Source organism: Mycobacterium sp. NGS58 (assembly GCF_059812385.1).
This window is the reverse complement of record NZ_JCALCO010000002.1, coordinates 269,257-294,767: the sequence shown is the minus strand read 5'-3', so window position 1 is coordinate 294,767 and position 25,511 is coordinate 269,257. Positions and strand designations below refer to the sequence as shown.

Annotated in this window: 18 protein-coding genes and 1 pseudogene; 7 read left to right on the top strand and 12 right to left on the bottom strand. The window is 65.6% G+C overall.

Annotated elements, in window-relative coordinates:
• The first annotated feature begins 7 nt into the window (after positions 1 to 7).
• Both AC5Y4H_RS03305 and AC5Y4H_RS03300 read left to right on the top strand, forming a co-directional pair.
• On the top strand, positions 8 to 1,348 hold the full coding sequence (locus tag AC5Y4H_RS03305; RefSeq protein WP_499978510.1) for an aromatic ring-hydroxylating oxygenase subunit alpha: 1,341 nt from the start codon (positions 8 to 10) through the stop codon (positions 1,346 to 1,348).
• 184 nt (positions 1,349 to 1,532) lie between these two features.
• The gene (locus AC5Y4H_RS03300; RefSeq protein WP_499978509.1) at positions 1,533 to 1,793 is read left to right on the top strand and encodes a hypothetical protein; all 261 of its coding nucleotides are present in this window, start codon (positions 1,533 to 1,535) and stop codon (positions 1,791 to 1,793) included.
• A gap of 4 nt (positions 1,794 to 1,797) precedes the next feature.
• On the opposite strand, the gene AC5Y4H_RS03295 is transcribed toward AC5Y4H_RS03300, so the two are convergent.
• Positions 1,798 to 2,469, bottom strand: a complete 672-nt coding sequence (locus AC5Y4H_RS03295; RefSeq protein WP_499978637.1) for a response regulator transcription factor — start codon at positions 2,467 to 2,469, stop codon at positions 1,798 to 1,800.
• Positions 2,451 to 3,668, bottom strand: coding sequence for a sensor histidine kinase (locus tag AC5Y4H_RS03290; protein ID WP_499978507.1), 1,218 nt, complete (start codon positions 3,666 to 3,668; stop codon positions 2,451 to 2,453). Before AC5Y4H_RS03290 ends, AC5Y4H_RS03295 begins: the two co-directional genes overlap by 19 nt.
• A gap of 134 nt (positions 3,669 to 3,802) precedes the next feature.
• Here AC5Y4H_RS03290 and AC5Y4H_RS03285 point away from each other — a divergent pair, with 134 nt between their 5' ends.
• Together AC5Y4H_RS03285 and AC5Y4H_RS03280 are read left to right on the top strand one after the other, a co-directional pair.
• Positions 3,803 to 4,183 (top strand): hypothetical protein, encoded by a 381-nt coding sequence (locus AC5Y4H_RS03285; protein ID WP_499978506.1) that lies wholly within the window; start codon positions 3,803 to 3,805, stop codon positions 4,181 to 4,183.
• On the top strand, positions 4,176 to 7,031 hold the full coding sequence (locus AC5Y4H_RS03280; RefSeq protein WP_499978635.1) for an MMPL/RND family transporter: 2,856 nt from the start codon (positions 4,176 to 4,178) through the stop codon (positions 7,029 to 7,031). Before AC5Y4H_RS03285 ends, AC5Y4H_RS03280 begins: the two co-directional genes overlap by 8 nt.
• Here AC5Y4H_RS03280 and eccCa read toward each other — a convergent pair.
• The 10 genes and pseudogenes from eccCa to AC5Y4H_RS03230 all read right to left on the bottom strand — a co-directional run bounded on the left by eccCa (position 7,012) and on the right by AC5Y4H_RS03230 (position 23,117).
• A complete protein-coding gene (gene eccCa, locus AC5Y4H_RS03275) occupies positions 7,012 to 11,226 on the bottom strand; it encodes a type VII secretion protein EccCa (protein ID WP_499978504.1) in 4,215 nt (1,404 codons plus the stop codon). The genes AC5Y4H_RS03280 and eccCa overlap by 20 nt on opposite strands.
• 3 nt (positions 11,227 to 11,229) lie before the next feature.
• On the bottom strand, positions 11,230 to 12,717 hold the full coding sequence (gene eccB, locus AC5Y4H_RS03270; protein WP_499978502.1) for a type VII secretion protein EccB: 1,488 nt from the start codon (positions 12,715 to 12,717) through the stop codon (positions 11,230 to 11,232).
• Between the two features lie 2 nt (positions 12,718 to 12,719).
• On the bottom strand, positions 12,720 to 13,568 hold the full coding sequence (locus tag AC5Y4H_RS03265) for a transglycosylase SLT domain-containing protein (RefSeq protein ID WP_499978501.1): 849 nt from the start codon (positions 13,566 to 13,568) through the stop codon (positions 12,720 to 12,722).
• A 287-nt stretch (positions 13,569 to 13,855) separates the two neighbouring features.
• Positions 13,856 to 14,689, bottom strand: a complete 834-nt coding sequence (locus AC5Y4H_RS03260) for a hypothetical protein (protein ID WP_499978633.1) — start codon at positions 14,687 to 14,689, stop codon at positions 13,856 to 13,858.
• A 191-nt stretch (positions 14,690 to 14,880) separates the two neighbouring features.
• Positions 14,881 to 15,531: a DUF5631 domain-containing protein gene (locus AC5Y4H_RS03255; RefSeq protein WP_499978500.1), complete on the bottom strand. Its 651-nt coding sequence runs from the start codon at positions 15,529 to 15,531 to the stop codon at positions 14,881 to 14,883.
• A gap of 1,507 nt (positions 15,532 to 17,038) precedes the next feature.
• Complete coding sequence (locus tag AC5Y4H_RS03250) at positions 17,039 to 17,590, bottom strand: hypothetical protein (protein WP_499978498.1); 552 nt, start codon at positions 17,588 to 17,590, stop codon at positions 17,039 to 17,041.
• Positions 17,591 to 18,697: 1,107 nt separating this feature from the next.
• Positions 18,698 to 19,027: a DUF2563 family protein gene (locus AC5Y4H_RS03245; protein WP_499978496.1), complete on the bottom strand. Its 330-nt coding sequence runs from the start codon at positions 19,025 to 19,027 to the stop codon at positions 18,698 to 18,700.
• Between the two features lie 111 nt (positions 19,028 to 19,138).
• Positions 19,139 to 21,114 (bottom strand): annotated as a pseudogene (locus AC5Y4H_RS03240) (putative alpha/beta hydrolase).
• 26 nt (positions 21,115 to 21,140) lie between these two features.
• Positions 21,141 to 21,650, bottom strand: coding sequence for a pullulanase (locus tag AC5Y4H_RS03235; RefSeq protein ID WP_499978495.1), 510 nt, complete (start codon positions 21,648 to 21,650; stop codon positions 21,141 to 21,143).
• Positions 21,651 to 21,674: 24 nt separating this feature from the next.
• Positions 21,675 to 23,117, bottom strand: coding sequence for a CCA tRNA nucleotidyltransferase (locus tag AC5Y4H_RS03230; RefSeq protein ID WP_499978493.1), 1,443 nt, complete (start codon positions 23,115 to 23,117; stop codon positions 21,675 to 21,677).
• Between the two features lie 170 nt (positions 23,118 to 23,287).
• Here AC5Y4H_RS03230 and AC5Y4H_RS03225 point away from each other — a divergent pair, with 170 nt between their 5' ends.
• The 3 genes from AC5Y4H_RS03225 to AC5Y4H_RS03215 all read left to right on the top strand — a co-directional run bounded on the left by AC5Y4H_RS03225 (position 23,288) and on the right by AC5Y4H_RS03215 (position 25,451).
• Positions 23,288 to 24,769, top strand: coding sequence for a putative alpha/beta hydrolase (locus AC5Y4H_RS03225; RefSeq protein ID WP_499978492.1), 1,482 nt, complete (start codon positions 23,288 to 23,290; stop codon positions 24,767 to 24,769).
• A 135-nt stretch (positions 24,770 to 24,904) separates the two neighbouring features.
• Entirely contained in the window at positions 24,905 to 25,132 is a 228-nt protein-coding gene (locus AC5Y4H_RS03220; protein ID WP_499978631.1) for a hypothetical protein, read from the top strand.
• A gap of 91 nt (positions 25,133 to 25,223) precedes the next feature.
• Complete coding sequence (locus tag AC5Y4H_RS03215) at positions 25,224 to 25,451, top strand: hypothetical protein (RefSeq protein WP_499978490.1); 228 nt, start codon at positions 25,224 to 25,226, stop codon at positions 25,449 to 25,451.
• Positions 25,452 to 25,511: the final 60 nt, after the last annotated feature.

Here is a 25,511-nt window from a genome sequence, read left to right as displayed (position 1 = left end):
CGCCTCGATGGCAACGGTGGCCGGCAATCCGGCGCGGGCCCGCGACGAGGATGCCATCGGCACCCCGCCGGAAAACCCGACGCTGGTGCCCGCCGAGCGCTACTACTCCCCCGCCTTCGCCACGCTCGAGGCGCAGCGGATGTGGCCGAGGGTGTGGCAATTGGCCTGCATGATCGACCACGTGGCGGCGCCCGGCGACTATTTCGAATACCGGTGCGGCCCGTACGGTGTGCTGATCGTCCGTGACGACGACGGGACCCTCCGCGCGTTCCAGAACGTCTGCCGGCATCGCGGCAATTCGCTGTGCACCGGATCCGGTTCGGGCCTGAAAGAACTCAAATGCGGCTATCACGGCTGGACCTGGGACCTGGGCGGGGCGCTCAAACGAGTGCCCAACCGCAAGGGCTTCGGCTCGCTGCGGATGTCCGATTTCCCGCTGATACCTGCGCGGGTGGACACCTGGGCCGGGCTCGTCTTCGTCAACCTCGACCCAGGCGCGGTCTCGTTGGCCGAGTACCTGGAGGCGGTACCCGACGACATCGCCTGGTGCCGCCTGGAGGATTTCCGCTGCTACGCCACGCTCACCGTCGAGGTCGACGCGAACTGGAAAACCATCGCCGACGGATACAGCGAGACGTACCACATCCAGACCCTGCATCCCGAGCTGCTGCGCTGCGTCGACGACATTCATGCGCCGCAACAGATTTGGGGTCACACCGGAAAATCGGATCAGCCCTACGGTGTGCAAAGCCCGCGCTTTGACGGCGCCCTGTCCGACGAAGAGGTCTGGAACGCTTACGTCTACACGCAGGGCGCGCTGATGGGCGCGACCGAAGGTACACCGTTCCCTGCCGACGAACGGCGGCCCGGGCAGACGGTTGCCGACCTGATCGCGGAACGGACCCGGGCGTTCGCCGCGGGGCGCGGGGTCGACCTCGACTGGGCCGATACCGACCGGATGACGCGCTTGCACCAGTACAACGTGTTTCCCAACTTGACGCTGCTGACCAATGCCGATCACCTGACCGTCATGTGCTCACGGCCCGCCCCCGATCCCTCCCCGGACAAGGGCGAGCTCGTCATGTTCTTGATGACACGAATGCCGCCGGGTGCGCCGCGAACAAAGCCGACGGATGTCCGCGTCGACGCCGATGCGGCCGAGCCGGGCGTGGTCCTCACTCAGGACATCGCGGTGCTTCCAGGCTTGCAACGCGGCATGCATCAACCGGGCTTCACACACCTGATGTTGTCCAGCGAGGAACGCCGTGTGATCAACATGCATCGCAACCTGGAGCGCTACCTCGAGCTGCCCGCGTCCCAGCAAATGAGCGGCGGCGCGCCGAAGTGATATCTCGCAACATAATGCGCGTTCACGGCGCGAAAGCGGTGCCTAGCGATTTAGAATCCCGCTTGTGATGACCCCGTCTTACCCCTGGGGGGGCGATCGAGGGCAACTTGCGCGGCACCTTCGGCTGCGGTATTACACGCTCCGGCGGCGGCGGACGCGCCGGCTGTGTGACAGTTTCAATCGGGTGGGCGTTCGAACGGCACCGGAGCGGCTGCGGGAAATGCTCGCGGGCGCGCCGCTGGCCGCGCACGAAATGATCAATGTGAACTTCGCGTTGATCGCGATCCAGCTGGACCGCGAATCTCGCGCCGCCCGCTACAAGCGGCTCAAGAAGCGCGGTGCCCGTTCGCTGATGTTCGCGGGCCTGATCGTGGTGGTGCTGAACTTCCTGATGTGCATGGCCTACGTAATGCTGAACCTGGCAGAGCAGTCGGCGCCCTACTAAGTCTTCAGCGCGGCGCGACGATGCCGTTGTCGTAGGCGTAGACGATCGCTGCGGCCCGGTCGCGCAGATCGAGCTTCCCGAAGATGCGCCCGACGTGGCTCTTGACCGTGACGCCGGAGATGCACAGTTTGTCGGCGATCTCCGTATTCGACAAACCCTGGCCGATCAACGTCAGGACGTCGAGCTCGCGGGTGGTCAGCTCGCCGATTGCGGTGCCGCGGGGACCGGGCGCGGCCTTGCGGTACGTGGTGAGCACGCGCGAGGTGACTGCCGGATCGAGATAGCTGTCCCCCCTGGCGACCGCCCGCACCGCACGGATCAACTCCTCGGCCGAAGAGTCCTTGAGCACGAAGCCGGCCGCCCCGGCGCGCAGCGCTCCCGACAACAGCTCGTCCTCGTTGAAGGTGGTCAACGCGAGCACCGGCGGCCTGCCACCCAACCTGCGCGTAGCCTCGATCCCATCGAGGCGACGCATCCGCAGATCCATCACGACGACGTCGGGCCGGTGCTCGGCGACTGCGGCCGGCACCTCGTCACCGTCGGCGCATTCCGCGACGACAACAAAACCGTCCTTGCGGCGCAGGATCCGGCGCAGGCCCGACCGCACCAGGTCCTGATCGTCGACGAGCAGCACGGTGATCTCGGGCGTTGCGTCGATCACGCCTTGCACCACCATGGGCGCCACGCGGCGTCGCCCTCGTGCAGCGGTATTTCCGCGCACACCGACCACCCGTCGCGGGTGGGGCCGACGTCGATCGCGCCGCCGAGGAGCTCGACCCGCTGGCGCATGCCACGCACGCCGCGTCCCTCGGCCGAAGGCGCCGCCGCCACCGCCGCGGGAAGCAGATTGGTGATGGCGAGCCTCGCCGACATCGGCGAAATATCGAGCACGACGCCGGCTTTCGATTCCGGCGCGTGCTTGGCGATGTTGGCCAGCGATTCCTGGGTGATGCGGTACAGCGCGAGGCCGACCGCCGCCGACACGTGATCGGTAGGCCCTGCGACGCACAGCGCGACGGTCAAACCGGCCCGCTGAAAACCTTCGACCAGCACGGCGATGTCGTCGATGCCAGGTTCGGGAGCGGTCTGCGCGGTCTTGGTCGGCCAGTTGTCGAGCAGCCCGACGGTACGCCGGATGTCGGCCATAGCCTGACGGCCGAGCCGCTCGGCCTGCTCCAGGGCCTCGACCGCGTCATCGACATCGCGGTCCTGCTGCAGCGCCCGGCGCGCACCGGTCACATGCAACAGGGTGATGCTCAGCGAATGTGCGATGACATCGTGCACTTCGCGCGCGATGCGGCGACGTTCGTCCGCGGCGGCGTGCTCGGCCAACATGTCCTGCGCCTCAATCTGTTCCGCCAGCAGCAGCCGCTGGGTGCGCATGAGGTAACCAAGCAGCCATCCCGTGCCGATGAAACCCAGGTACAGCGCCACCCCGTCGAGGCGGTGCAGCGCGGACGCGGTCAGCAACAGCGCGGCCGCCGACATAGCAGCAAGGAATCCGCCCAACACCGACGCCAACGTCGCGACGACCAAGACCATCAGGACCAACAACGCCGGCGCGAAATCGGCGTGGATGGGCGTGGACGTACCGAACAGCGTCAGCGCGGTGGACGCCGTCCAGGTCGCCCACAACGGCCCCGGGGTCATCTTCATGTTGAGAACGACGAACGCGAGCGAGGGCGACAGCGCCAGGGCGAACGCGGCCAGCGCCACGGGCAGATCGGCGGCGGGCCGCTGCAGCGTTCCGATCGTGCCGCCCAGCACGAGTGCGAGATCGACGGCGATCAGCGCAGCCCAGGTGATACCGACGGGAATCAGCTCGCTTCGTCGGCGAACTTGTTCCCGCAGGTAATCCGCTGCGGCATGCAACATCGTCCAATCCTAGAAGAGCTCGCGGCGTCATCACATCCTCCTGCGGTCGGCACCCGCCTCCGCCCGTGGTAGGAGACAAAGACTGCACTTCGGGACGACGCGCCGCGGGCCGCTGCTTTCCTAACGTTCCAGTCATGACATGGACACTGCTGCACGACCGCATGGCCTTCATGGCCGAGGTGATACGAGCCGCGGAGACGGACCCCGACGCGGCACTTGCGTTGATCGACAACTCATCCGAGGTGTCCGAGCTGTTCGGCGACGAGGAGGGCTTGATGCTTTCGCTCGGCCAGCGCTGGATCACGATGCTGGTGGCCAAGCTGGATCAGGCGGCCCACGAGGGCGCACCGACCGAACAGGTGCGTGCCGATCTCGAGACCGCCCATCCCGGGCTGCACGCGTTGGTGAAGATCGGCGCCCGTCGCTCGCTGCGCGTGCGCTCGCTTACCCGCGGCGAGCATGTGGCCGTCGGCTTGTTCGGCGGCCCCACCGGTGATCGGCAGACCGTTGCATGACCGGATGGGCAGCTTTGCGCGGCTGACCAGCCGGTACGCGGTCCTCATCGTCGGCCTCTGGATCCTGGCGGCGGGAATCGCCAATGTCGCGGTGCCGCAACTGGAGCGGGTCGTGGACTCCCATGCCCGGTCCTTCATGCCGCCCAGCGCGCCGAGCGCGACGGCCGCCGCGCGGGCCGCCCGGTTGTTCAACCAGACGCCCAGCAATAACTTCGTTTACGTTGTGCTGGAACGTGTTCAGCGGCTGACATCCCAGGATCGCCAGTTCTACGACGCGCTGACGACATCTCTCGGCTCGGATCAGCGCCACGTGTACGCGGTGACCGACCTGTGGTCGCAGCCGGCCACCGCGGCGGGCGCGCAGAGTACCGACGGCAAGGCGGTCAGCGTGATGGTGCGGCTGGCCGGCATGCTCGGAACCGCCCAGGCGCGCGACTCCGTCAACGCCGTGCGCGGGACCGTCCACAAGCTTTCACCGCCGGCCGGTCTTACAGTCCATGTCACGGGTCCCGGAGCCACGATCGTCGATGAGTTCTCCGCGATCGATCGGCAGATGCTCGGGATCACCGCCGCCACCATCGGACTCATCCTGCTGTTGCTGCTGGTGGTCTACCGATCACCCATCGCGGCGGCGATCCCGTTGATCTCGGTCGGACTCGCGTTGGCCCTGGCCCGCGCCGTCGTCGCGGCCCTGGGCCAGTCCAATGTGGTTGAGGTATCGCTGTTTTCGGTGGCGCTGATGGCGGCCATGACGCTCGGGGCCGGAACCGACTACGCGATCTTCCTGGTCGGCCGCTACCACGAAGGCCGGCGCCGCGGCCTGGCTCCGGCCCACGCCTTGACGCAGGCGTACCGGTCCATCGCACCCGTGGTGATCGGATCGGCACTGACCGTGTCGGTGGCGCTGGCGTGCCTGGTTTTCGCGCAGGTCGGCTCATTCCGCAGCGCCGGGTTGCCGTGCGCCATCGGCATTTTGGCGACCATGGTCGCGGCGCTGACCCTGACGCCCGCGCTCATGAGCTTGGCGATACGCCGCGGGTATCTCGAGCCGCGCCCCTCGAAAACCGCGCGTCGCTGGCGCCGCGTCGGAACGGCGGTGGCGCGCTGGCCCGGGCCGATCCTGGTCACCGCGCTCGCGTTGACCCTGCTGGTCGCCCTGCCGTTGGTCAGCATGCGGGTCGGCTTCAACGAACCCGCCGCCACGCCGTCATCCACCGACTCGAACCGTGGCTATGCCAGCGCCGACCGGCATTTCGCGGCCAACGCGCTGCTGCCCGACGTCATCGCGGTCCAGGCCGACCACGACCTGCGCAACCCGGCCGGTTTGATCGCCATCGAGCGAATCACGCGCCACATCATGGCCGTGCCGGGCGTGCGCGCGGTGCAGTCCGCTAGCCGCCCCGACGGCAAAGTGCCCGAACAGGCGACGTTGAGCTATCAGGCCGGTGTGCTCGGCCATCAGTTCGGTGAGTCCGTGGATTCGCTGACCCAGCGTCTCAAGCGGGTCTCCGAACTGGACAGCGCGCTGGCGCAGACCCAGGCTGCGGTCGACGGGCTGGACAACGGATTGCGCGGTGGCAGTGCCGGATTGGCCGATATGTCGAGCGCCGCTCAAGACATGCGGGCCGGGATGGACGGGCTGCAGAACAACGTCACGACGGTGTCGGCGTACCTCGACCCGCTGCGGGACTTCGTCGGGCGGACCCCAGACTGCGCCACCAATCCGATCTGTTCGACGGTGGACCGTGTGCTCCAGCCCGTCGATAGCTTGGTGCAGACGTCCACGCGCCTGGGTTCGGGCGCGGCGAAACTCACCAGCGGATCGAACACCGCCGCCGCGGCGGTGGCGACCCTGCCTCAGAGCGTCGCGTCGATGAAAGATGCTTTGGCGCAGGCGCGTTCGGCCACGCACGACTTGCTGAGTCTGTCCGACACGCTCGGGCCGCAAATGCGTCAGCTGACCGATTACCTGAACGAGATCGCCACGCAGTTTCAGGGTAGCGCCGCGGCGGACTTCTACATGCCGCAGCGGGCCTTGACCGACCCGCGCTACACCACCGCGTTGGGCCACCTGATCTCCGGGAACGGGCGCGCCGCGTACCTCCTGGTGTATGGCGATGGGTCGGAGTGGGGTGCCGACGGCGCCAAGCGGGCGGGCCAGGTGCGTGCCGCCATCAAGGAGGCCACCAAGGAAGGCACCCTGACACCGACCGAGGTCGACCTCGCAGGGGTCGGCCCGGTGACCGCCGACCTGCAGCGCCTCGTGGCCCGCGACACCACGCTACTGGTGGGTGCCGCGCTCGTCCTCATCTTCCTCATCGTCACGGCCATGCTGCGCAGCCCGGTCGCCGGACTGGTGGTCGTCGGGACCGTCGTCACCTCGTACGCGTCGGCCGTCGGTGCCAGCGTGCTGATCTGGCAACACCTGCTCCATCGCGACCTGCACTGGGCCGTGGCCCCAATCGCCTTCATCGCGCTGATCGCCGTCGGTGCCGACTACAACCTACTGCTCGCGTTGCGCATCAAACAGGAAGCGGCGGCGGGCCTGAAGACCGGCATCGTCCGGGCGTTCGGCGGTACCGGCGGGGTAGTCACGATCGCCGGCATCATCTTCGGGCTGACCATGCTGGCGCTGCTCACTAGCAGCGTGCTCAGCATCGCCCAGATCGGCACGACGATCGCGGTCGGATTGCTGCTGGACACGCTGGTGGTGCGGGCGTTCGTCGTGCCGTCGATCGTGGCCCTGTTGGGCCGCTGGTTCTGGTGGCCGAGTCCGCTCCCGCGCCGCACAGCCGCGTCAGCGGTGAAAGCACCCGAGCCGCAACTGGTTACTGCTGGGGCGGTATGACCGACGACGGCAATCCGACCAGCACGCCTTCGACGTCTCCGTCGACGCTGACCAACAGTCCACGCCCCGGCGGCAGTGTCTGGGCCCGGACGTCTCGGTTGATCCGGTTCTGTGGGTCGTTGTCCATGTAAAGCTGCGCCACCTTCGCCGAGTTCTGGAAGCGCATCCACGGATCCATTTGCAGCGTCGCCCAGTTCGCGCTGTTGCGCGTGGTGAACACGTGCAATCCAATCTGCCGCGCACGCTCCATCAGCTTCCACAGCGCCGCCCCCACCGGGGGTTTGGGCGGGTAGCTCTGATCCGGGCGCAGATCCTGGATGTCGTCGATGAGGACGAAGTGCCGCGGGCCTTCCCAAGGTTTGAGCGCGCGTAACTCCTCCTGGCTCAGGCCTTTCGGAGGTAGCCGGGGCAGCAGGACCTGCTGGGCCAGCGCGGTGATCACCTCGTCGATCTCATCCTGGTCATAGGCGTACGCACGCACATAACCCGGTGCGTGCAGATCGCGCAGACCGTGCGGTGCGGTCTTGGGGTCGATCAGCGTCAGCTGCGCTTCCTCGGGGCTGAATCGGTTCATGACCGCCTCCCCAATGGCCACGAGCGACATAGTCTTTCCGCACCCTTGCCGTCCCAAGATCATCAGCCCGGGACTCTCGCGCAGCTTGATGGGAACGGGCCCCAGTTCGTGACGCTCACCGATGGCGAAGGCGATCGACAGGTCGTCGCCGGTGGGATGTGCGGCCTCATAGTCCAGGATCGCCTTCAGGGCCACCCGCTGCGGCAGTCGCTGCAGGGTGGCGTGCTTGGTGACCCCGGCGACCTCCGCGATGCGGGCGCCGACGTCGACGATGCTCACCACCGCGCCGGTATTCAAATCGGTCAGGGCCGGAACGCCCACCCGCAGCTCGTGCAGGCTGTCCGTCAGACCGAAGCCCGGCCGGTTCAGCGTCCGCCGCGCCGCGTCGCGTGACTCGAGCGACGAGTGGCCCATCTGGCTTTCGCTGGGGTCGGCCAGCCGCAATTGGATCCGCGCCGTGGCGTTTTGCAGCAGGCTCTGCCGCTGGCCGTGAATCCAGCCGCCGGCGCTGCACATCACGTGCACCCCGTATTCGGGGCCGCGGCTGCTCAGCGAAATGATCCGGTCGCCCAGCACGGTGTCCTTCGAGTACAGGTCGTCGTAGTCATCGACCACCACGAACACGTCGCCGAACGGGTCGTTGGCGTCGGTGCCGCCCAATCCGTCGCTGCCCGGAGCGAAGCGGCGTTCACGGAAACCGTCGAGGTCGATCTTCAGGCGCCGGAACGAGTCCTCGCGAGCGTCGATCAGGGCGTCCATGCTGCTCAAAATGCGCTCGAGGCCCTCGGCGTCCTTCGGCGAGACGATGTCGGTGACGTGGGGAAGTGAAGCGACCTGGGCGAGGGTCGCGCCGCCGATGCAGAAGAACGTCACGCGCGACGGGCTGTACATGGTCGCGGCCGAGCACATCAGAGTCATCAGCGTGGTGGTCTTGCCCCGCTGCTTGGCACCTACCACAATAACGTTGCTGCGCAACGCATCCACCGCATGGACAATCTGCTTGGACTCTTCGGGGATGTCCATCACACCGACCGGGAACATCAGCCCCGCGTTGCGCCCATAGTCGACGTGCCAGGGTTTGCCGCGGTACCCCGCAACCAGAGCGTCGATGGACTCGGGTTCCTCCAGCGGCTCCAGCCAAGGCCGGCGCGGCGAGCGATGGGGTACATCGTGCAACGACTCGCGCAGCACGTCGACGATCTTCTTCCGTTTGAAACCGTCGTCGTAGTAGAGGAATTCGTCGGGCTCGGCGTCGACCGCGGCAGCGGCTTCCAATGCCGACGCGTCGGAGGCGTCCAGCGGCTGGAACTGCCAGTTGTACAACCGCGGCTTGGTCAACGTCATGTCGACTGTGGTGGCAACCTCCTTGGTCTTCGGCACCACAAACGGGGCCGAGAGATAGAAGCAGCGGAACGGTTCGAGATCACGCGGTCCCACCTTGAGCAGACCGAAACCGTTTTCCTTCGACGGCAGGTGATACGCGGCGTCCGAGCCGATCACCTCGCGGCTGTCATCACCGGATTCGGCGCGCAACGCGATGCGGAACGCGATGTTGGACTTGACCTTTTGCAGTGACGACAGGTCCAGCCTCTGCCCACCCAGCATGAAGAAAACGTTGGCACCGCGGCCCTCCTGGCCGATGTGGATGATGAGATTGACCCACTTCTCATAGTTGGCGAACAGTTCCAGATACTCGTCGACGATGACGAGCAGGACCGGTACCGGTGGCAGATCGCGTCCGGCAAGGCGGATCTCTTCATAGTCGTTGGCGTCGCGGGCACCCACCGAGGTGAACAGTTCGTAGCGCTGCTTGATCTCACCGTCGATGACCCTGCGCATCCGCTCGGCCAGGTGCCGTTCGTCCTTGCCGAGGTTCGACAGCGCGGCAACCACATGGGGAATGCCCAGAATGTCCTGCGCCGCCGATTCGAACTTCATGTCGACGAAGATGACGTTGAACGTCTCCGGGGAGTGCGTCAGCGCGATGCCGTAGACCAACGACAGGAAGAACTCTGACTTCCCCGAGCCACTGGTACCGATGACCACGGAGTGAAACCCGAAGCCGCCGAAGTCTTTCGCGCGGATGGTGATATTCTGCAGCTCGCCGTTGGGCTTTGCGCCGACCGGTACCTCGCACCAACGCTCGTCACCGCGTCCCCGCCGCTCGGCCCACAACCGGTCGACGTCCAGATCGCGTGGGTCGTTGATGCCCAGGGCCCGCAGGAGTTCGGTTGCGCCGCTGACCGAGTCGGCGATCTCGCTGCGGCTGGTCGGTGACCAACGGGCCATCGCCCGCGCGTACCGGTAGGCACGGTGCACGGAAAGCTGGTCGGCGTGGGCGAAGAATTTGTTGCGCACCCGCAGCAGCGGTGCCGGGCGGTCGTCTTCGCCGTCGGCGTCGGAGCCGTTGCGGTGCAGGGCGATTTTGCCGTCGATCGAACCGTTGGGCGAGCTGTGACGTTCGCTGAGGTCGAACACCTGGTCGTTGGCGAAGCCCACACCGGTGCCCACGCGTGAGGCGATGCGCAGCAAAGTGATTCCCGCCTTGCCGACCTGTCCGACCACGCTCTCCCAGGCATCGGGGCTGCCGGTGTTGTCGTCGATGATCACCAGGTGCGGGCCGAGATCGACCGCGTCGGTGCCGGTTTCCAGCGTCGAGCCCATCGCGGTGGGGCTGGCCGCGGCCAGTGGTGTCCAGGCGCCACGCTTGCCCTTCATGTGCAGCTGGGCTCCGAGGGTTTCCTCGAGCTCCTCGGGCGTGGCGAAGACCAGGCGCCGGAACCCGCACGCGTCGAACAGCTCATCGTGCAGGTTGTGCGGCAGCCACACGATCCACGACCACACCTCGGGGTTGCGGGTCACCACGAGCAACTTGACATCGCGCGGGTTGTGGAAGACGGCCAGGGAGCACAGCACCGAGCGCATCAGCGATCGCAGCCGGTCGAGATCCTCGCCGACGAAGCTGAAGCCGGGCGCCGAGCGCAGGTTGACCACCTTGGCGATGTCGCGAATCTTGCGCTGCTCCAAGATGAAATCGCGAAGGGCCTGCCCGGTGACGGGCTCGAGTTCCTCGTCGGAGGCGATGTCGGGCCACGTCACCGACAGCACCGAGTCCGGTGCGTGCTGCACGCCGGTGCCGAGCCGCACCTCCAAGAAGTCGACGTCGCCGCGCCCGCGTTCCCACATCCGGGGGCCGCCGATGATGGCGCCGAGCCCGCGCGGATCGGAGTGCACGGAGTTCTGCCATTCGCGTTGCGCGCAGACCGCGGTCTGGATCTCATCGCGGTTTCCGTCGAGGTCGCGGAGATAGCGGCGACGGCCCTTTTCCATTTCGCCCCAAGTGATCTTGCGGGCACGACCGAAGCGGCCGGAGAACGCCAACATGCTGAAGGCGCCGATCCCCATCAGCGGGAAGAAGCCGGTGGTGAGGCTGCGCACGCCCGAGACGTAGAGCATGACGATGGTGCCGATCAGCGCAACGATGAGCGCCGGCACTCCGATCATCACCCAGATGTTGCGCGGCTCGCGTTCCGGCAGTGCGATCGGCGCACTGGGCGCTACCCGCACGGGCTTCGGTGGTTCGATCTTTTCGCGGTTGATGGGGAACGCTTTCTTGGACATTCTCTAGCCTCCCGGCTTCGCCGATGTCGTCACTACAGCCACCTTGCCGAGCGCCGGGACGGTGTCCCGCGCCAAAAGCGCTGCCTCCCTTGACAGCGCCGGGCCGGCGGCGAAGGTTCGCAGCAGCGGCCAGGGGGCCTGGACCGCCGATCCCGGATCCAGCCCGAGCGCACGCAACGTCGTGTCGTCATTGGTGATGCCGAACCGCACCCCGTTGTCGGAAACCCAGAACAACGATTCCCGGGAGTCGGAGGTGACTACGCCGCTCGTCGACGTGACGAAGTTCGCCGCGCTTGGCAACACGAGCACCTGGTTGGCGACCACCGAGGCCGGGTCGCGGTCATCACGCACCAGGTGGACGATGCGGTTGTCCAGGTACGACGGTGTCGGAAGCCCGCGGCCGTTGTAGACCACAACACGCGCCTGCGGATCCGTCGAGCCTTTCTCCCATCCCACGCAGGTGGTCGGATCGGCAGCGCTGTCAATGAAATTCAGGCGCTTGGTCGGGTAGTAGTCAACCGCCAACGAGGACACTTCGGGGATGTTGACCAGCACGTCGGGAGCCACCACGCGGGGCGCCGTCGAGCCGTAGGAGTTGGCGCTGCGCAAGAGGTCGGCGACGAAACTGGTGATTTTCTGCACCCCGTCGGGCAGCAGCACGTAGAACTGCTTGCCGCCGCTGGCGGTCTGGGCCTGCAGCACCGCTCCGACCTGTGAGCCCGAGACCCACGTCGAAGGCGTGCCCGCGAGGGGCACCGCGGGCACACCGAGCGGTTCGGTTGCCGGCAATGCGTCGTGAAGGGCCCGCGAAATCTCCACCGGCAGCGTCACTCCCGGATCGAGACCCAGGCTCAGCGTGACCGCCCTGTTCGACGGATCGATCTGCGAGCGTTTGCCGCCCCAGATCACGAAGGTGTTGCCCTCGAACGTGACCAACACCCCGGCGTCATCACCCAGCGGTGTCGCGCGGTCGAAGCCCTCGAGTGGTCCGGCGATCGAGGTCACCACCGGACGCTCCGGGCTGCGCGGTCGCCCCGCCGTGTCGCACACCGCCCACGCCGACGTCGCACCCCGATGAACCGGCATCGCCGCCGGAGCGCCTGGGATGCCGACCAGCGGCCCGGTCGGATACTTCGCTATCTCAGCCGGTTTCACCCACGTCGGCTGATTCGCCGTGCCGGTCGCCAGCCGCGCGGACGTTAAATTCAGCACCGGGTACAGGCGTCCGTCGATCCTGGCGTACAGCGCCCCGGAATCGCGGTCGCCGATGATCGCGGAATCACCCACAATGCCAGTGGGTTTCAGCACATTCAGCAGCAGCATCCAGCCCGACGCGATGGCCACCAGAAGCACCGACAACACCAGCGCGGCCGTCTGCTTGCGATCGTCGTGTTTCATCCGCACCGAAAAGCGGGTGGTCGCTGCGCGCAGCCGCCGGTTGTAGAACAGATGCCCGGAGTTCTGGTCGCGGTTAGACAAACTCAGCGGCATGCTCAGTACCCCTTGGGTGCTCGGTGAGGATCGGCCTGCTGAATCCGATCGGCCAGGTTCGAGGCGTCGAGGGCCACCCCGTAGCGGCCCATCGCATAGTTGATGAACGCGCACGCCTGCGCTACCAGATTGTGAATGTCGCGCGAGGTGCCCGGCTGGTGATACGCCGCGAAGGTCGGCGCGATGAACTGCCAGGCGCCCTTACTCGGTGTGCCGCGTGCCGCGTTGGAATCCCAGTCGTTGACCGCGTTCGCGCTGTAGTTGGACTCGCGGCGGGCCACCAGGTCCATGCCGCGCTCCCAGCGAGCGCGCGCGGCCGGGTCGTGAATACCCTTGATATCCAGAGCTTTACGGATGGCGGCCAACACCGCCGGGCGTCCGCCGGGCTGATTGCTGTGCATCGACCGTCCTCGAAGGTAGTGCAAGCGTCGCAGTCTGCGCGCGAGCAGCTTTGCCCGGCGGCGCGATCCGGCGACGTGGCCGTGTTGGGTCCGCAGCCGCCCCACCATGCGGGCGGCCGCCTCGCGTCGGCCCATCGGCGTATCGGCGGCCGGCGTTGTGTCGGTCAAAGCGGCGTCGAGCACCGTTCGCGTCGCCGCGTGGCCCTGCGTGTGATCGGCACGCGCCGCGGTGATGATCTGCCCCAGCATCCGGTCCGCATGGGCCAAGCGCGTCAACTGCGTTGCCGAGGAACCCGACCGCGTGGCCGCCGCGCCGGAAAGCCCACAGGCGTGACCCGTGATCGTTTCGGCGCGCGCCCGCGTCTGCGCCGGTGCGTCACCGACGCCGTGATCTGTGGTGATGGATCCGAACAGATTGTGGGCGCGAGACAACGCCGTGACCGCTCGCATTTTTAGAGAATCGGTCACCGCTTTCCCCGCCGTGATTCACTTGCGCGCCCTCTTGGCGCCGCATCCTTGCCGGACACTTCGCGCTAGTACTCCCACACCCTTCTGGCCGCGTATTCCGCGGTCGCTGCAGACGTACCAATAGCATGCACGTATCGACAGTTCGGCTGTCAATAACGGGCAACCCAACTTGATCCGTGCGTTGGGATCGGCCGGCCGCGATTACGTAGCGACCTTACTGCGGCGCGAATTGCCCGACCACTCACCTTCCGATGGGCTAAAAAACAGGCCTAATCTTTCGGCTCGCCCTCGGACGGCATGATCACGATCCGGCGATTGGGCCTGTTGGTGACCACGGTCGGCTTAGCCTCACCGGATTTGTTGCCCGGGGCACTCGGCGGGATGGTCAACCGACCTTTGACCGGCTGGCCGTTGGGCACACCCGGGGCAGTGACCCGCTTCTCGACGGGCTTGTCCTTGGTGCCGGCCTCGCCACCGGCGCCCATCGCGCCCGGCGGCATCATCGGCATACCGGTCATGCCGGATTGCCCTGGCATGGCGGGCATCCCACCAGTTGGCGGCATCATGGCCGCCTTCGCGGCGGCGGGCGTGGTGGGCGGGGACGACGTTGGCACCGGCGGCGGACCCAGCGAGCTGGCCGGAGTGGTGCCGCCGCCCCCGAGGCCTCCGCCACCGCCGCCCAGTCCGGAGCCGCCGCCCAGTCCGGAGCCGCCACTGCCGACGTTGTCGACTAGATGCGCGCTGTCGGCAAGCCCGGCTCCGTGGGCGCCCTGCATCGCGCTCATCAGCGGCTGAAGGGCGCTTTGGCCAGCCTGCATCGCCTGCTGTGGCAGCTGCGTCATCGGCCCCATGATGCCGCCGATCGCGCCGCCGATCGCACCGGTCACGCTCTGCAGCATCTGCTGGATCGCCTGCATTTCCTGCTGGCCGTTGGCCTCGTTAGCGGGGAACTTGCCTTCCGCATCGGCGGCGTGGGCGCGCCGATCCGCGTCTGCTGCGGCCGCGTCTGCTGCGTCTTTGGGGACACCGGCGTTTCCTGCTCCCCCTAAGGCCCCCTGCCAACCGTCGGCGAATGAGGTGCCGCCGGGCGGAGCAGGCCCCACGGTCGGCGTTGCCACTGGAACCCCGTCATGCGTCGTGCCGGGGGTGAATTTTGTTTTCGGCTCGCCGGTCACAACCCACCTCCACCCCGTTCGCAGATCCCACAAGAGCTTGAGCCGCTTGGCGCAGCACTCATATGTCGCACTATTTTGTCACAGCGCCGCGAAATCGGTATTCAGGTCGTCATTCGGCCCTAGTGGCCACTCCGACGGTTGATCGCGTCAAACCATGCCAAGTGATAGTTCGCGAGGTATTCATGGCCATCGATCAGCGCCTCGATGGCCGCCAAGAGCATCCAATCTCCGACCACCGCTGGGTCGTGATTGGGATATGCGGCCAGCACCGAGCGCTGAATCGCTGCGGCGCATTCGCGCAACATCTCGGTTTCGCTTTCCAACACACCGGTTTTTCGCACCGCGGGCGCCGCGACGGCCTGAGCGATACGTGGCAGGCCGTCCCGGCGCCGCACCGCATCGACCAGGGTGGGACCCAGCTCATCGACTAAAGGCGCAGCCGAGCGGGCAGGCCGGTCACCGCTGAGTGCGGGCTCGTCCGGGCCCGGCTCGCCGACATATGTGTTGGCGTGATGCGCAGCCGCGACTGTGATCGCGCCTAGCAAGTCCACCACGTTTGCATCATGGCGTCGTGTTGTCGGCTCGAGCAGGGTTACGTGGGCGGGCAACCGGACGTGCGGGGGAATCCAGCCGCCAGCGAGGTCGGTGACCAGCAGCGTCGTGGTGCCGTCGTCCCGTAGCCCCGCCGCCCACGACAGGCGCGGTTCCTGACGGGCGACCGCGTCGACGAGGCGCTGTAAGCGCTGCTGCTCGGCCGTCCGTGCTGACACCGTGCCGGCGGTCGCGCCCGTCGCCGCGGAAGCTGCCGATGCGCCAGCCATTGTCGATGGCCCTGCGCCGGCCTGACCCGCCGCGGCCCCGGAGGCCGTCCGTTCCACCGGAGAGACAAGTGGCCCACCCGTCCCGCCTGCCCCGCCTGCAGAGGGGGATGATGCCGGCGAAGACGCTACCGGCGCACCCGACACAGGACCAGCCGGCGCAGAAGGCACTGATGGGGGCGCCACCACCGGCGGACGCAGGTCAGAACCGTAGGCGGGCAATGGTCCTGAGGGAATGGACGACGCGCCACCAAGCGTCGGTGCGGGCGACGACCATGAGCCGCCGGTTACTACTGGCGCAACTGATGTGGCGCCCCCGGTGGCTACTGGAGAGGGTGACGGCGGCGGGGGCGCGTCGACCGGTGTACCCGTTGGGATGAATGCTCCCCCACTGGGTACGGTCGGCGTCACTGACGGCGCCGCTGGAGGAGTTTGCGGCCCCCCGGCCTCCATCGCTTGTATCGGACCGGCCGTAAAAGCTTGCCCGCCAGGCCCTGTCGCCTGCCCGGTCGCCAAGCCGGATGTGAAGGCTTGTCCTAGTCCGGGCTGAAGTCCCTGTCCCATACCGACCGGTGAGGTCGAGATAGGCGCGCCGTGTACGCCGGGTATCGCTGGCGATACGGGTCCGCCACCGCCGGGCATTTGCACGCCTGTCGACGGGGCTGCTGGTGGTGCGCCTGGCGCGGGTCCCCCACCGCTCCAGTTAGCACCACCTGCCGCCGGAATCGCCTGTTGCCCACCCGCGCCGTGGATGCTGCCCGGGTTGATTCCACCACCGCCCCTATTGACGGTGCCTCCCGCCGGCGGTGACTGGGGTCCACCGCCGCCCGCACCGCCACCGCCACCACGATTGCCACCACCCACACCGCCGCCAGCCGAATTTAAGTCATGCTGGCTGATCGGTTTCGGCGGTGAGGCATCCTCGACATTGAAACCATTTGCCTTCGCCCAACTCCGAGCGTCTCCCCCGCCTTCAGCATCGAGGATCTTCTGCGTCGCGGCCATGAGCTTGTCGGCCGCGTCCCGACTAGCATTCGCCGCATCGGCGTTGCAGCGCGCCTGGATAGCTTGCACTTCTGCCAATTGCTCGGGGGGCGGCTTCTTCGAAGCAAGGATATCGTCTATCTCCTTGTTGCCCGTATTCGCAATCTCCGACAAGCGGCTGCGCAAATAATCGATCGCGTCCGCGCCTAAATTAAAGGCCGCCGCCTTCGTCTGGTACTTCTCCGCGAGATCAAGGTGGAACTTCTCGCCCTGTTGATATCGGGATATAAGGTCGTCAGCCGTGTGGCCCTCGTTGTGGGCCGTGATCTTCGTCCATAGATTACGCAAGTGTTGCGAATAACCCTGCTGCTCCGCAGAAGCATGGCTCCAGTGTTGTGCGCCTGCGCGCAAAGTCGTCGACGGCGTTGGCCACCATGCACCGACGAGCGCAGCTGACCACTTGCCAGGCGGAAGATCAACCGCCACCGCATACCTTTTTCATCGCGGCATCCTTGGCGTTCACGTCGGCGACCGCCTCTTGGAATTCCGACTCAGTAGCGGCTCCTTCGCTGCTTTTCGCCGTGTCCGTCAGGTATGCCGTCGCTAAAGCCTGGGCGGCGCTCCGATGCTGGTCGTCGAGAGCCGGGTCATTAGAAACGTTGTAGAGCAAGACGGCGGAATTCGTAAGCGCGATGCGTGCGAACGCTTTATCGCTGCCATTGGTGTCAACTTGCACAGCCCGCGCGGCCACCCTGTAAGTGTCACAAAGTCGCTGTTGCGCTGCGGCGGTCTCCGCCTGCGTATGGGTGGGCGTCGTAGTGGTAGTGGCTGACGACTGCAAAGCCGTCGGCCGTGTGAGTGCTACGACCAACGCAGCAACAGCTACTGCGGCGGTCACAACTACCGCGATCGCCATCCATGGGCGTGGACGGGATACTGGCTGCGAAGGATGCGGCGGCGGCCAGCTTCCAGCTGGCTTCGGGACCGATGGCCCTTCACCATGGCCCGAAGGCCGGTCTCCCATCATATGTTCTCCTCTAGTCGGCAAGCCCGTGTGCGCCACCATTGTTCAGGCGACCTTTGCCTTTCCTTCAATAGTGGAGCAGGCGGCCGCACATCAGCAATTCACTGTGGGGCGTTTTCCTTCGCTGGGTTCGTATTCTGACGGAGCACTTTCTCATGGAGGCTGAACGACTTGACGAATGATCTTGCCAGCGCACGACTTACACCGAGTCGCTAAGAGCTTAGCCATCGAGCTGCTACCGGCCATGCACCGAGCCGTCTAGCGGGCTAAGGGAGGACGGGCCGCCGGGCGATTGTTGGCCGGCGGCGCAGGTCCGAAGTCAGCCACCGCACACCTTCGTCATCGCAGCGTCCTTCGCATTGATGTCGTCAAGTGCGGCTTAAAACCGTGTACCGGTGACAACGTCCCTATTTCCCATAGCCGTTCCCTCGCGATATGAAGCGGCTAACGCGTGGGCGGAATCGCGAATCGCTGCGCCGAGGGCTGGATTGCCGGCCGCATCATCGAGCATTGCCGCAGCATTAGTAAGTGCGATGCGGCCTAATGAAACATCGTGGCCGTTCGTATCAGCTTGCACTGACCGCGCGCCGACCGTTTATGTGTCGCACAATTGGCGTTGCGCTGCAGTCGTCTGGGCCGCACTGAAGGTCGGTGGACTAATTGCAGGTGTTGGTTTCGTAGCTATTGGTCGATTTAGAGCCACTATCGTGGCTAGCCCAGCCAAGACCACCGACGGCCATGTCCGCGAGCGTAGTTGCGGCTAAATCGGAAATCCGGCTGACCATTGCGCTGGGCTGGGAGCGCTTGCGGCTGGTCCATTTCCAGGAGTTGGAGGCAAACCGGCCGCCATAAACCCTCCTTCAATCGCCGCGTAGCTTTCAAAACAGTATCCCGAGTATGGGGATACACGAGCCGACTACCTATTGAACAGTTCGCCAATCACCGAGATTTTGCGAGTCGGATCGCTACCAGCGCACCCACAGCGATCGCCGGCCACATGCGTGAACGTGGCTGCGGCGCGGTATGGCCCGGCACCCATTGCCGCACAGGCGGAACGACATGCGACCCCGAGTCCGGATGTGAAGGTGGGTCCTCCGTCACTGGCGCTCTCTACACGCTCCGTGTGGAAGGACCAGCATTCGGTCGCAACGCCTGCATTTCGGTGGCGTTGTTCTTATCCATGTTGGTGAATCCGTTGGCCGCATGGTGTGCCTTGGTGCCGACGCCTGTGAGCGTTTCACTGTGGGCTTGCAACGTTTTCACATGGTGCCCGTGCGCGGCCGAAACCGCCCCGTGAAAGGCATTGGCCGCGTCGAAGTCCCCGAACATTCCCGATGCCACGGTTCCGCCTGCCAGCTGATCCGCCCCTTCCTGGGCGTGCCCTCCCGCGCGGTGGGACTGGTTGCCTCCGGAATGCAAAAGCTCCGTATCGACGAACATCGGCACTCCTTCCGAGTCTCAACTGCCTGCTGACGAGGCTAAATGCCGGTTCAGGGGTGGTCAATTCACCACCGGCGACCCCGGCCAGCACCGGCCCGCGGCAAAGGCGCACTAGAACCCATGACCGTTGGTGACCGCCCGCGCGGGTCGGTCCCATTCCGGGTCGACAGTGACGGGCACCTGGATCCCGACACGCGGCAGCGAAACCGTCCCCAAGGGCGTGCGCACCTCGAGAGGAAAGGCGATCCGACCTGCGGCTCGATCCCGCGCCAGCATCCCTTCGCCAGCAAGGCGATCGCCGTGCCCGATGACGATCTCGGTCACGTTGTGCAGCGACTCGCTGCCCACGTCGTAATAATGCGAGTGGTCGGTGAACCATGGAATGACGCTGTGCGACCCGGCGACCTCGGCGTGGAACCGCACCGCCCCGAAACCCGCATGCGCCGGGTCAGTGCCTAAGCCGGCCAAAGGCCCCACCGGTCCGCCGAGCGCCTCGTTCAGTCCGTTCGGGAGGCCGCTGCGCGCCTCGCCGATCCAGCTGATCGCATCGGTCGAAGCGGCACCCACATACACCCTGCCGCCATCGAGATGAAAGTCTGCGGCGCGATTCGCCAAATCTGTTCCCGGGCAACCGGTTAGCACCGCATCGTGGGCGCGCATGCCGCTGTTCGCGAACGCATCGGCCACGGTCGTGGAGCCGTAGGAATGTCCGAGGACTGTGACATGCGCCGGCGTCGGTCCGTCATGCGTCGCAGCCAGGCCGTTGACATCGGCGGCCAGCAGTGCACCCGCTTGCCTCGCCCGCCAAGGGGTTCCGACCTGTTCCAATGCGGAGGGGTCGGTAATGGCTTGTTGCCAGTGCGGTTGACCGAATTCGGGTGCGTCATAACCCATCCAGGCCAACACCGCGGTGGAACGCTGCGGGTCGGCCCTCGCAGCCTGTTCGTACAGGTTGGTGGCGTCGTCGGTCCCGTCGGACATCCACCCTCCCCGCACGCTGCTGTTGGTGCCGGGGACGATCACCGCCGTGTTGCGGGATTTGTCCGGGTTGCCGATCGCCACGGCGGCCCTGCCCTTGCCGTTGAAAGCCAGCGGGTCGTAGGCCCACAACATGACGGGTAGCCCGCCCGGTAGCTCGGATCTTTCGTCGCGCTCGAGGAAGTCACTGGTTTTCACCGCGTTTTGGTATCGGGTGATATCGGCGGCGCACAGTCCGTAATCGCCGGGATTGGTGAACACATCAGCGTTCCGGTTGTTGAGCGCGTCGTCGCGGAGCGTCGAGGGGATTAGCCCGCGCCGACGCGCGGCGTCTTCGACCCGGCACAGGTCGTCTTCCATCGCCGCCCGATTCACCGAGTCGCGCACGTCGGCCGGCACGCCGTTGAGGTTGCCCAACTCGTCGGGGTGTTGGTCGATCAGCAGGCGCTTTTGGTTGGCCCTCAACGAGTCCCACCATCGCCTGACTTCCTCCGGATCGCCCGACCACGGGATCAACAGTTCGTCGACGCCGCGGATCTCGGCCGGGTCCGCCCCGTCGGCACGCAGATCTGCTAACCCGGCCGTGAGCACGGCCGAGTACCGGTCGCGAACCTGGCTCAGCACCAGCACTATCGCCGTCGTCTCGGTAACCGCGTCCACGCGCAAATCGTCGGCCGCGCAGCGGTCGTCGTCTGCGAGGGCATCGCAAAGCTCGTAATCGATGTCCTCGAGGTCGTACTCCAGCGCTGCGAGGTACCACGCGGACGCACGTTGAGCCTCGGCCAGTGCGGCGGCGATATTCTCCAAACCGATTGCGATCTTTGGCAGTTGCTCGGCCTGCAGACCCAATGACCGGGCGACCCGCTGTACCTCGTCGCCGTCGTTGATCGGATGCTCGCCGTTCTGCTGGTTCCAAGACGCCTCGAACCGGCGCCGGGCGTTCTCGAATTCGTGGCCGGCCTCCGCCGTACTTAACCCGGCGTCACGGAACGCCTGCGCCAGCGCGAGATCTGTGCGGGGCGACCGGCTTGCAGGCTGGCGTTGGTCGACCATGGATCGCCGCGCGCCTCGGCGACGAGGAAGGGAATGCTCAAGTGGCGCAGTAACATGCGCCGTCGCTAGGTCGACACCATCCTCACAGGGAACTTGCGCCGTCGGCGAGACCGTCGGCGTCGGTGTCGGTCAGCCGGACGTTCCATTTGCCATCGCCATCGGTGTCGACATATCCGGTCACGCCGTTGTCATCAGATCGCAGGACACGGTCCGCCAGCCCATTGCCGTCCGTATCGATGAGGCGCGCGTCGGTGCGCCCATGCCCGTCGAAGTCAACCAGGGGACCGCCGGTGTGTTCGACGCCGTCGAGGCCGAACCAGCGCAATTGACCACCGCGGTCCATGGCCACAGCCCACGTCCCGGAACCGTCGTCGGTGAAGTACGCCTCGGGGCTGCCGTCGTTGTTGAGATCGAGCACCGCATGATCCACGAGGCCGTCGCCGTCGAGATCCGCGAGCGCGTCGTCGCGCAGACCGTCGTGGTCGAAATCCAGCCCGATCGATTCGAATCGACCGTCGCCGTTCAGATCAAGGTCGGGTTGCGCGTGCCAAATGGCGGCAGCGCCGCTATCGCTTGCCATGCAGTAATCCATGCGTATTCCGACGCGTGGATGCCGCTACTCGTTCCCCCGAGATCGCCACCACGCCAACAGTTCCGCGGCGGCCTCGTCGCTGTCGAGCGGTCCGCGCTCCAACCGGAGCTCTTTCAAAAATCGCCATGCCTCGCCGACTTCGGGGCCGGCGGGGATGCCAAGTAGCTCCATGATCTGGTTGCCGTCCAAATCGGGGCGTACCCGCGCCAGGTCCTCTTGGGCGGCCAGCTCGGCGATTCGCGCCTCGAGCCGGTCGTAACTGGCCTGCAGCCGTGCGGCGCGGCGCTTGTTGCGGGTCGTGCAGTCGGCTCGCACCAGCTTATGCAGCCGGGGCAGCAGCGGGCCGGCATCGGTGACGTAGCGGCGCACCGCGGAATCGGTCCACTTCCCGTCCCCGTAGCCGTGAAACCGCAGATGCAGATACACCAGTTGCGAGATGTCATCGATCATCTGCTTGGAATACTTCAATGCCCGCAACCGTTTTCGGACCATCTTGGCGCCGACGACCTCGTGGTGATGAAAACTCACGCCGCCGTTGGCTTCATGACGCCGAGTCGCGGGCTTGCCGATGTCATGCAGCAGCGCTGCCCAACGCAGCACCAGATCCGGGCCGCCGTCCTCCAAGGCGATCGCCTGGCGCAGCACGGTAAGCGAATGCTGGTAGACGTCTTTGTGTTGGTGATGTTCATCGATGGCCAGCTGCATGCCACCGACCTCGGGCAGGACCACCTCACCCATGCCCGTCTGCACCAGCAGGTCGATGCCGGCCGTCGGGTCCTGGCCGAGCACCAGTTTGTCCAGTTCGGTCGCCACCCGTTCGGCGCTGATCCGCGCGAGCTGCGAGGCCATCCGATCGATCGCCTCTCGCACGCGAGGTGCGACAACGAAGCCGAGCTGCGAGACGAACCGCGCCGCGCGCAACATCCTCAACGGGTCGTCGCCGAAGGACACCTCCGGCGCCGCAGGGGTGTCCAGCACCCGCGCGCGCAGGGCCGCCAAACCGCCTAGCGGATCCAGGAATTCGCCCGGTCCCTCCGGCGTGATGCGCACGGCCATCGCGTTGGCCGTGAAATCGCGTCGCACCAGATCGTCCTCGAGGCGCTCGCCGAAGCGCACCTCGGGGTTCCGCGACACCTGGTCGTAGGTGTCGGCGCGGAAGGTGGTGATCTCGAGGCGCTGGTCGTCCTTGCCGACGCCGACGGTGCCGAATTCGATTCCGGTGTCCCAGAGATTGTCGGCCCAGCCCCGCAGGATTTGTTGCACCTGCTCGGGGCGTGCGTCGGTGGTGAAATCCAGGTCGGGACTCAACCTGCCCAATAAGGCGTCCCGTACCGAACCGCCGACGAGGTAGAGCTGGCGGCCCGCGGTATCGAAAGCGGAGCCGAGCTCGGCCAGCATGGGCGCATGCCTATTCAGGGCGACCGCGGCGGCGGTCAGCAGGTCGGCATCCCGGGCAGCGTCAGGCACGTTCGATCAGCCTAGTCGGCCGCAGACGAAAAGCCCCTGTGAGGAGCCTCGCACGTCACCAAAGGTGAATTGACCCGGCGCAGCCTGTCAGTAGCCTTACGTCCGACGAGAAAGGTGAGCGGCGGGACGATGCGGTGCATCTCCGATACATAAGCAAGGGCGCACTAATCATGTTCGCGGGTGGGGACCCGTGGAAGATCAATGCCACACTGCAGAGCGGCCGGCCGGCCCAGATCTCGAACCTCGCAAAAGCGTTTCATGACGCCGGACACTCCACGGGGGAAGCGGAAGCCGCGTTCAACCTGGCGCGGAGTCGCTTCGAGAAGGCTTGGACACGCGAGAACGGTGAGAATCCAGTCAGCGATTCTGCCGAGGTACAGCGGGCCACGAATTCACTCGGGGTACAAGCAACTCAGTTGCCCAAGATCGGTGCCGATCTGGAAAACGTGGCGGCCACATTGGCCGAGGCCCAACGGTCCGGAGAGGGCGAGATTTCATCGCTCGAAGGAGCGCTCCAAGATCTCGATGACCAAATTGGTGAGGCGATCGAGCTGGAGAACAGCTCTCAACTAGCGGCCTCCGAGAGGCGACTGCTCAAGCACTACATCGATGGACTCGAGAAGGATGCGATCGACGACACCAAGGCGTCGCTGAGCAAACTGACGCAAATCCGTGATCGGTATTCTCAACAGTTGCGCCGGTCGATGACCAATCTCCGAAAGCAAGACGGATACGACGCGCCGATCCAGGCATTCGATGCCGACATTCCGGAATCGCCCTCGCAGGACCAACGCCGCCAGAACCAGATCGAGGCATTCAAGCAAGTCTTCGGCCGAGAGCCGACATCGGCGGCTGATTGGGAGACCGCGGCCGCTTTGGACCCACAGACCTATGATCCGAAGTTCAAGGGCGCTCAATCGCAGATCGAGGTGGTAAAGATTCGCCCAGTGCCCGGACAGGGAGTAGTGCGCGTCTCACAGTGGATCGAGCAGCGGGATGTGACGAGTTCCCTTACTGGAAAACGGGATCTTGGTAACAACCGTGCGGCCGATCAACATTTCGACCCCGAGGACACCAAGGTAACGACCTACATCGACTACGAAAACGGGCTCGTGATCCTGCGTCAGAATCCGTCTGTCGAAGAAACTTCTACCGGGGCGCCGGGCACGGTCAAGGTTGGCACACCGAAAGGCAGCGTGACCCAGCTAGCCGACGGGTCGGTTCGCGTCAAATATGATGCAGGCAATCCATTCGCTCCAAGCATTACCGCCGATACAAATGGGCCATTGGCGGGCCACACGATCACCGTCAACGGTGACCTAGTTTTCACCCCAGGGCCGCAAGGTGTCCAAGTCAATGGCACCCGCACTGATTACCCGTCCCTCGAGGCTTATCAGGACTTTCCGGGCGGCGGTACACGTATGTTGTTGATCGACCCAGCTCAGGCAGGCAGCTCCGTGGGGCCGATGTTCAACCTTCCCTTCCACCACGACGTCGGCGCACTGGGCGGCAGGGCATTCGCTCCGTTCGATAGTGGGGGTTGGAATCCCGAATACGACGTGCCCACGCCGCTGCCGCCAACGGAATTCGGCCCAGTGACCCAGCCCCCGTCGGTTCCTCCCCTGCCAAGCGGAGCGGCAGTACCGGCCTGATCGTCCACAGACAGGAAAGCTACTCAGATGCCTTTGTTCGACCGGCTACCCGTACTCGATGCGCGCGCCTGGCGCACGGCAACATGGTCGGCACCTTTTGTCGTCCAACTGATATGCGCGACGCTGCTTGTCACGATGTGGTTGCTGGGCAAATGGCCGTTCGAAACCCATAGTGCGTACGCAGGTGAACGAGCGTGGATGCTGACCTCAACCGTCATCACGACCTTGGCGGCGCTGCTCCTCGGCATCGCGCTGCTGAAGTCGCCCGCACCGCGTAGTCGTGCTCTTGGCATCAGCATTTCGAGCTGCTCGGTGGTAGTGCTCGTTGGTGGAATACTGTTCGCCTACGTATTCCTGCGCTAGAAGGTCACCAATGGCAGAAAGACCTTACGCGGGCAGAGCGAACGATCGGTATGGGCCACTGACTTTCGCCATAGCGATAGTCCACCTTTTCGTGGTCGATCTCATCACCTGGCTCATCGCCGTGTCGATATGGCCGCTCCTCATCTTCGTTCTTCCGATAACGCTGGCATACGTCGCAGTCAGCGCCCTTATTGCGAGGGCGCCCGGTAGATGGGGGCAGGTCGGCCGCGGAATGATGATCGGCAGCCTGTCAGGACCAATCTCAATCCTGATCTTCGTTCCCGCTTTTGTTCTCGCCCACGCGTTAGGCCCCATCTGACCGAAGTCACGGGCCGGACACCGGGCAGAACCTGAACCCGCGCCGTGACCTCGAGCGTTC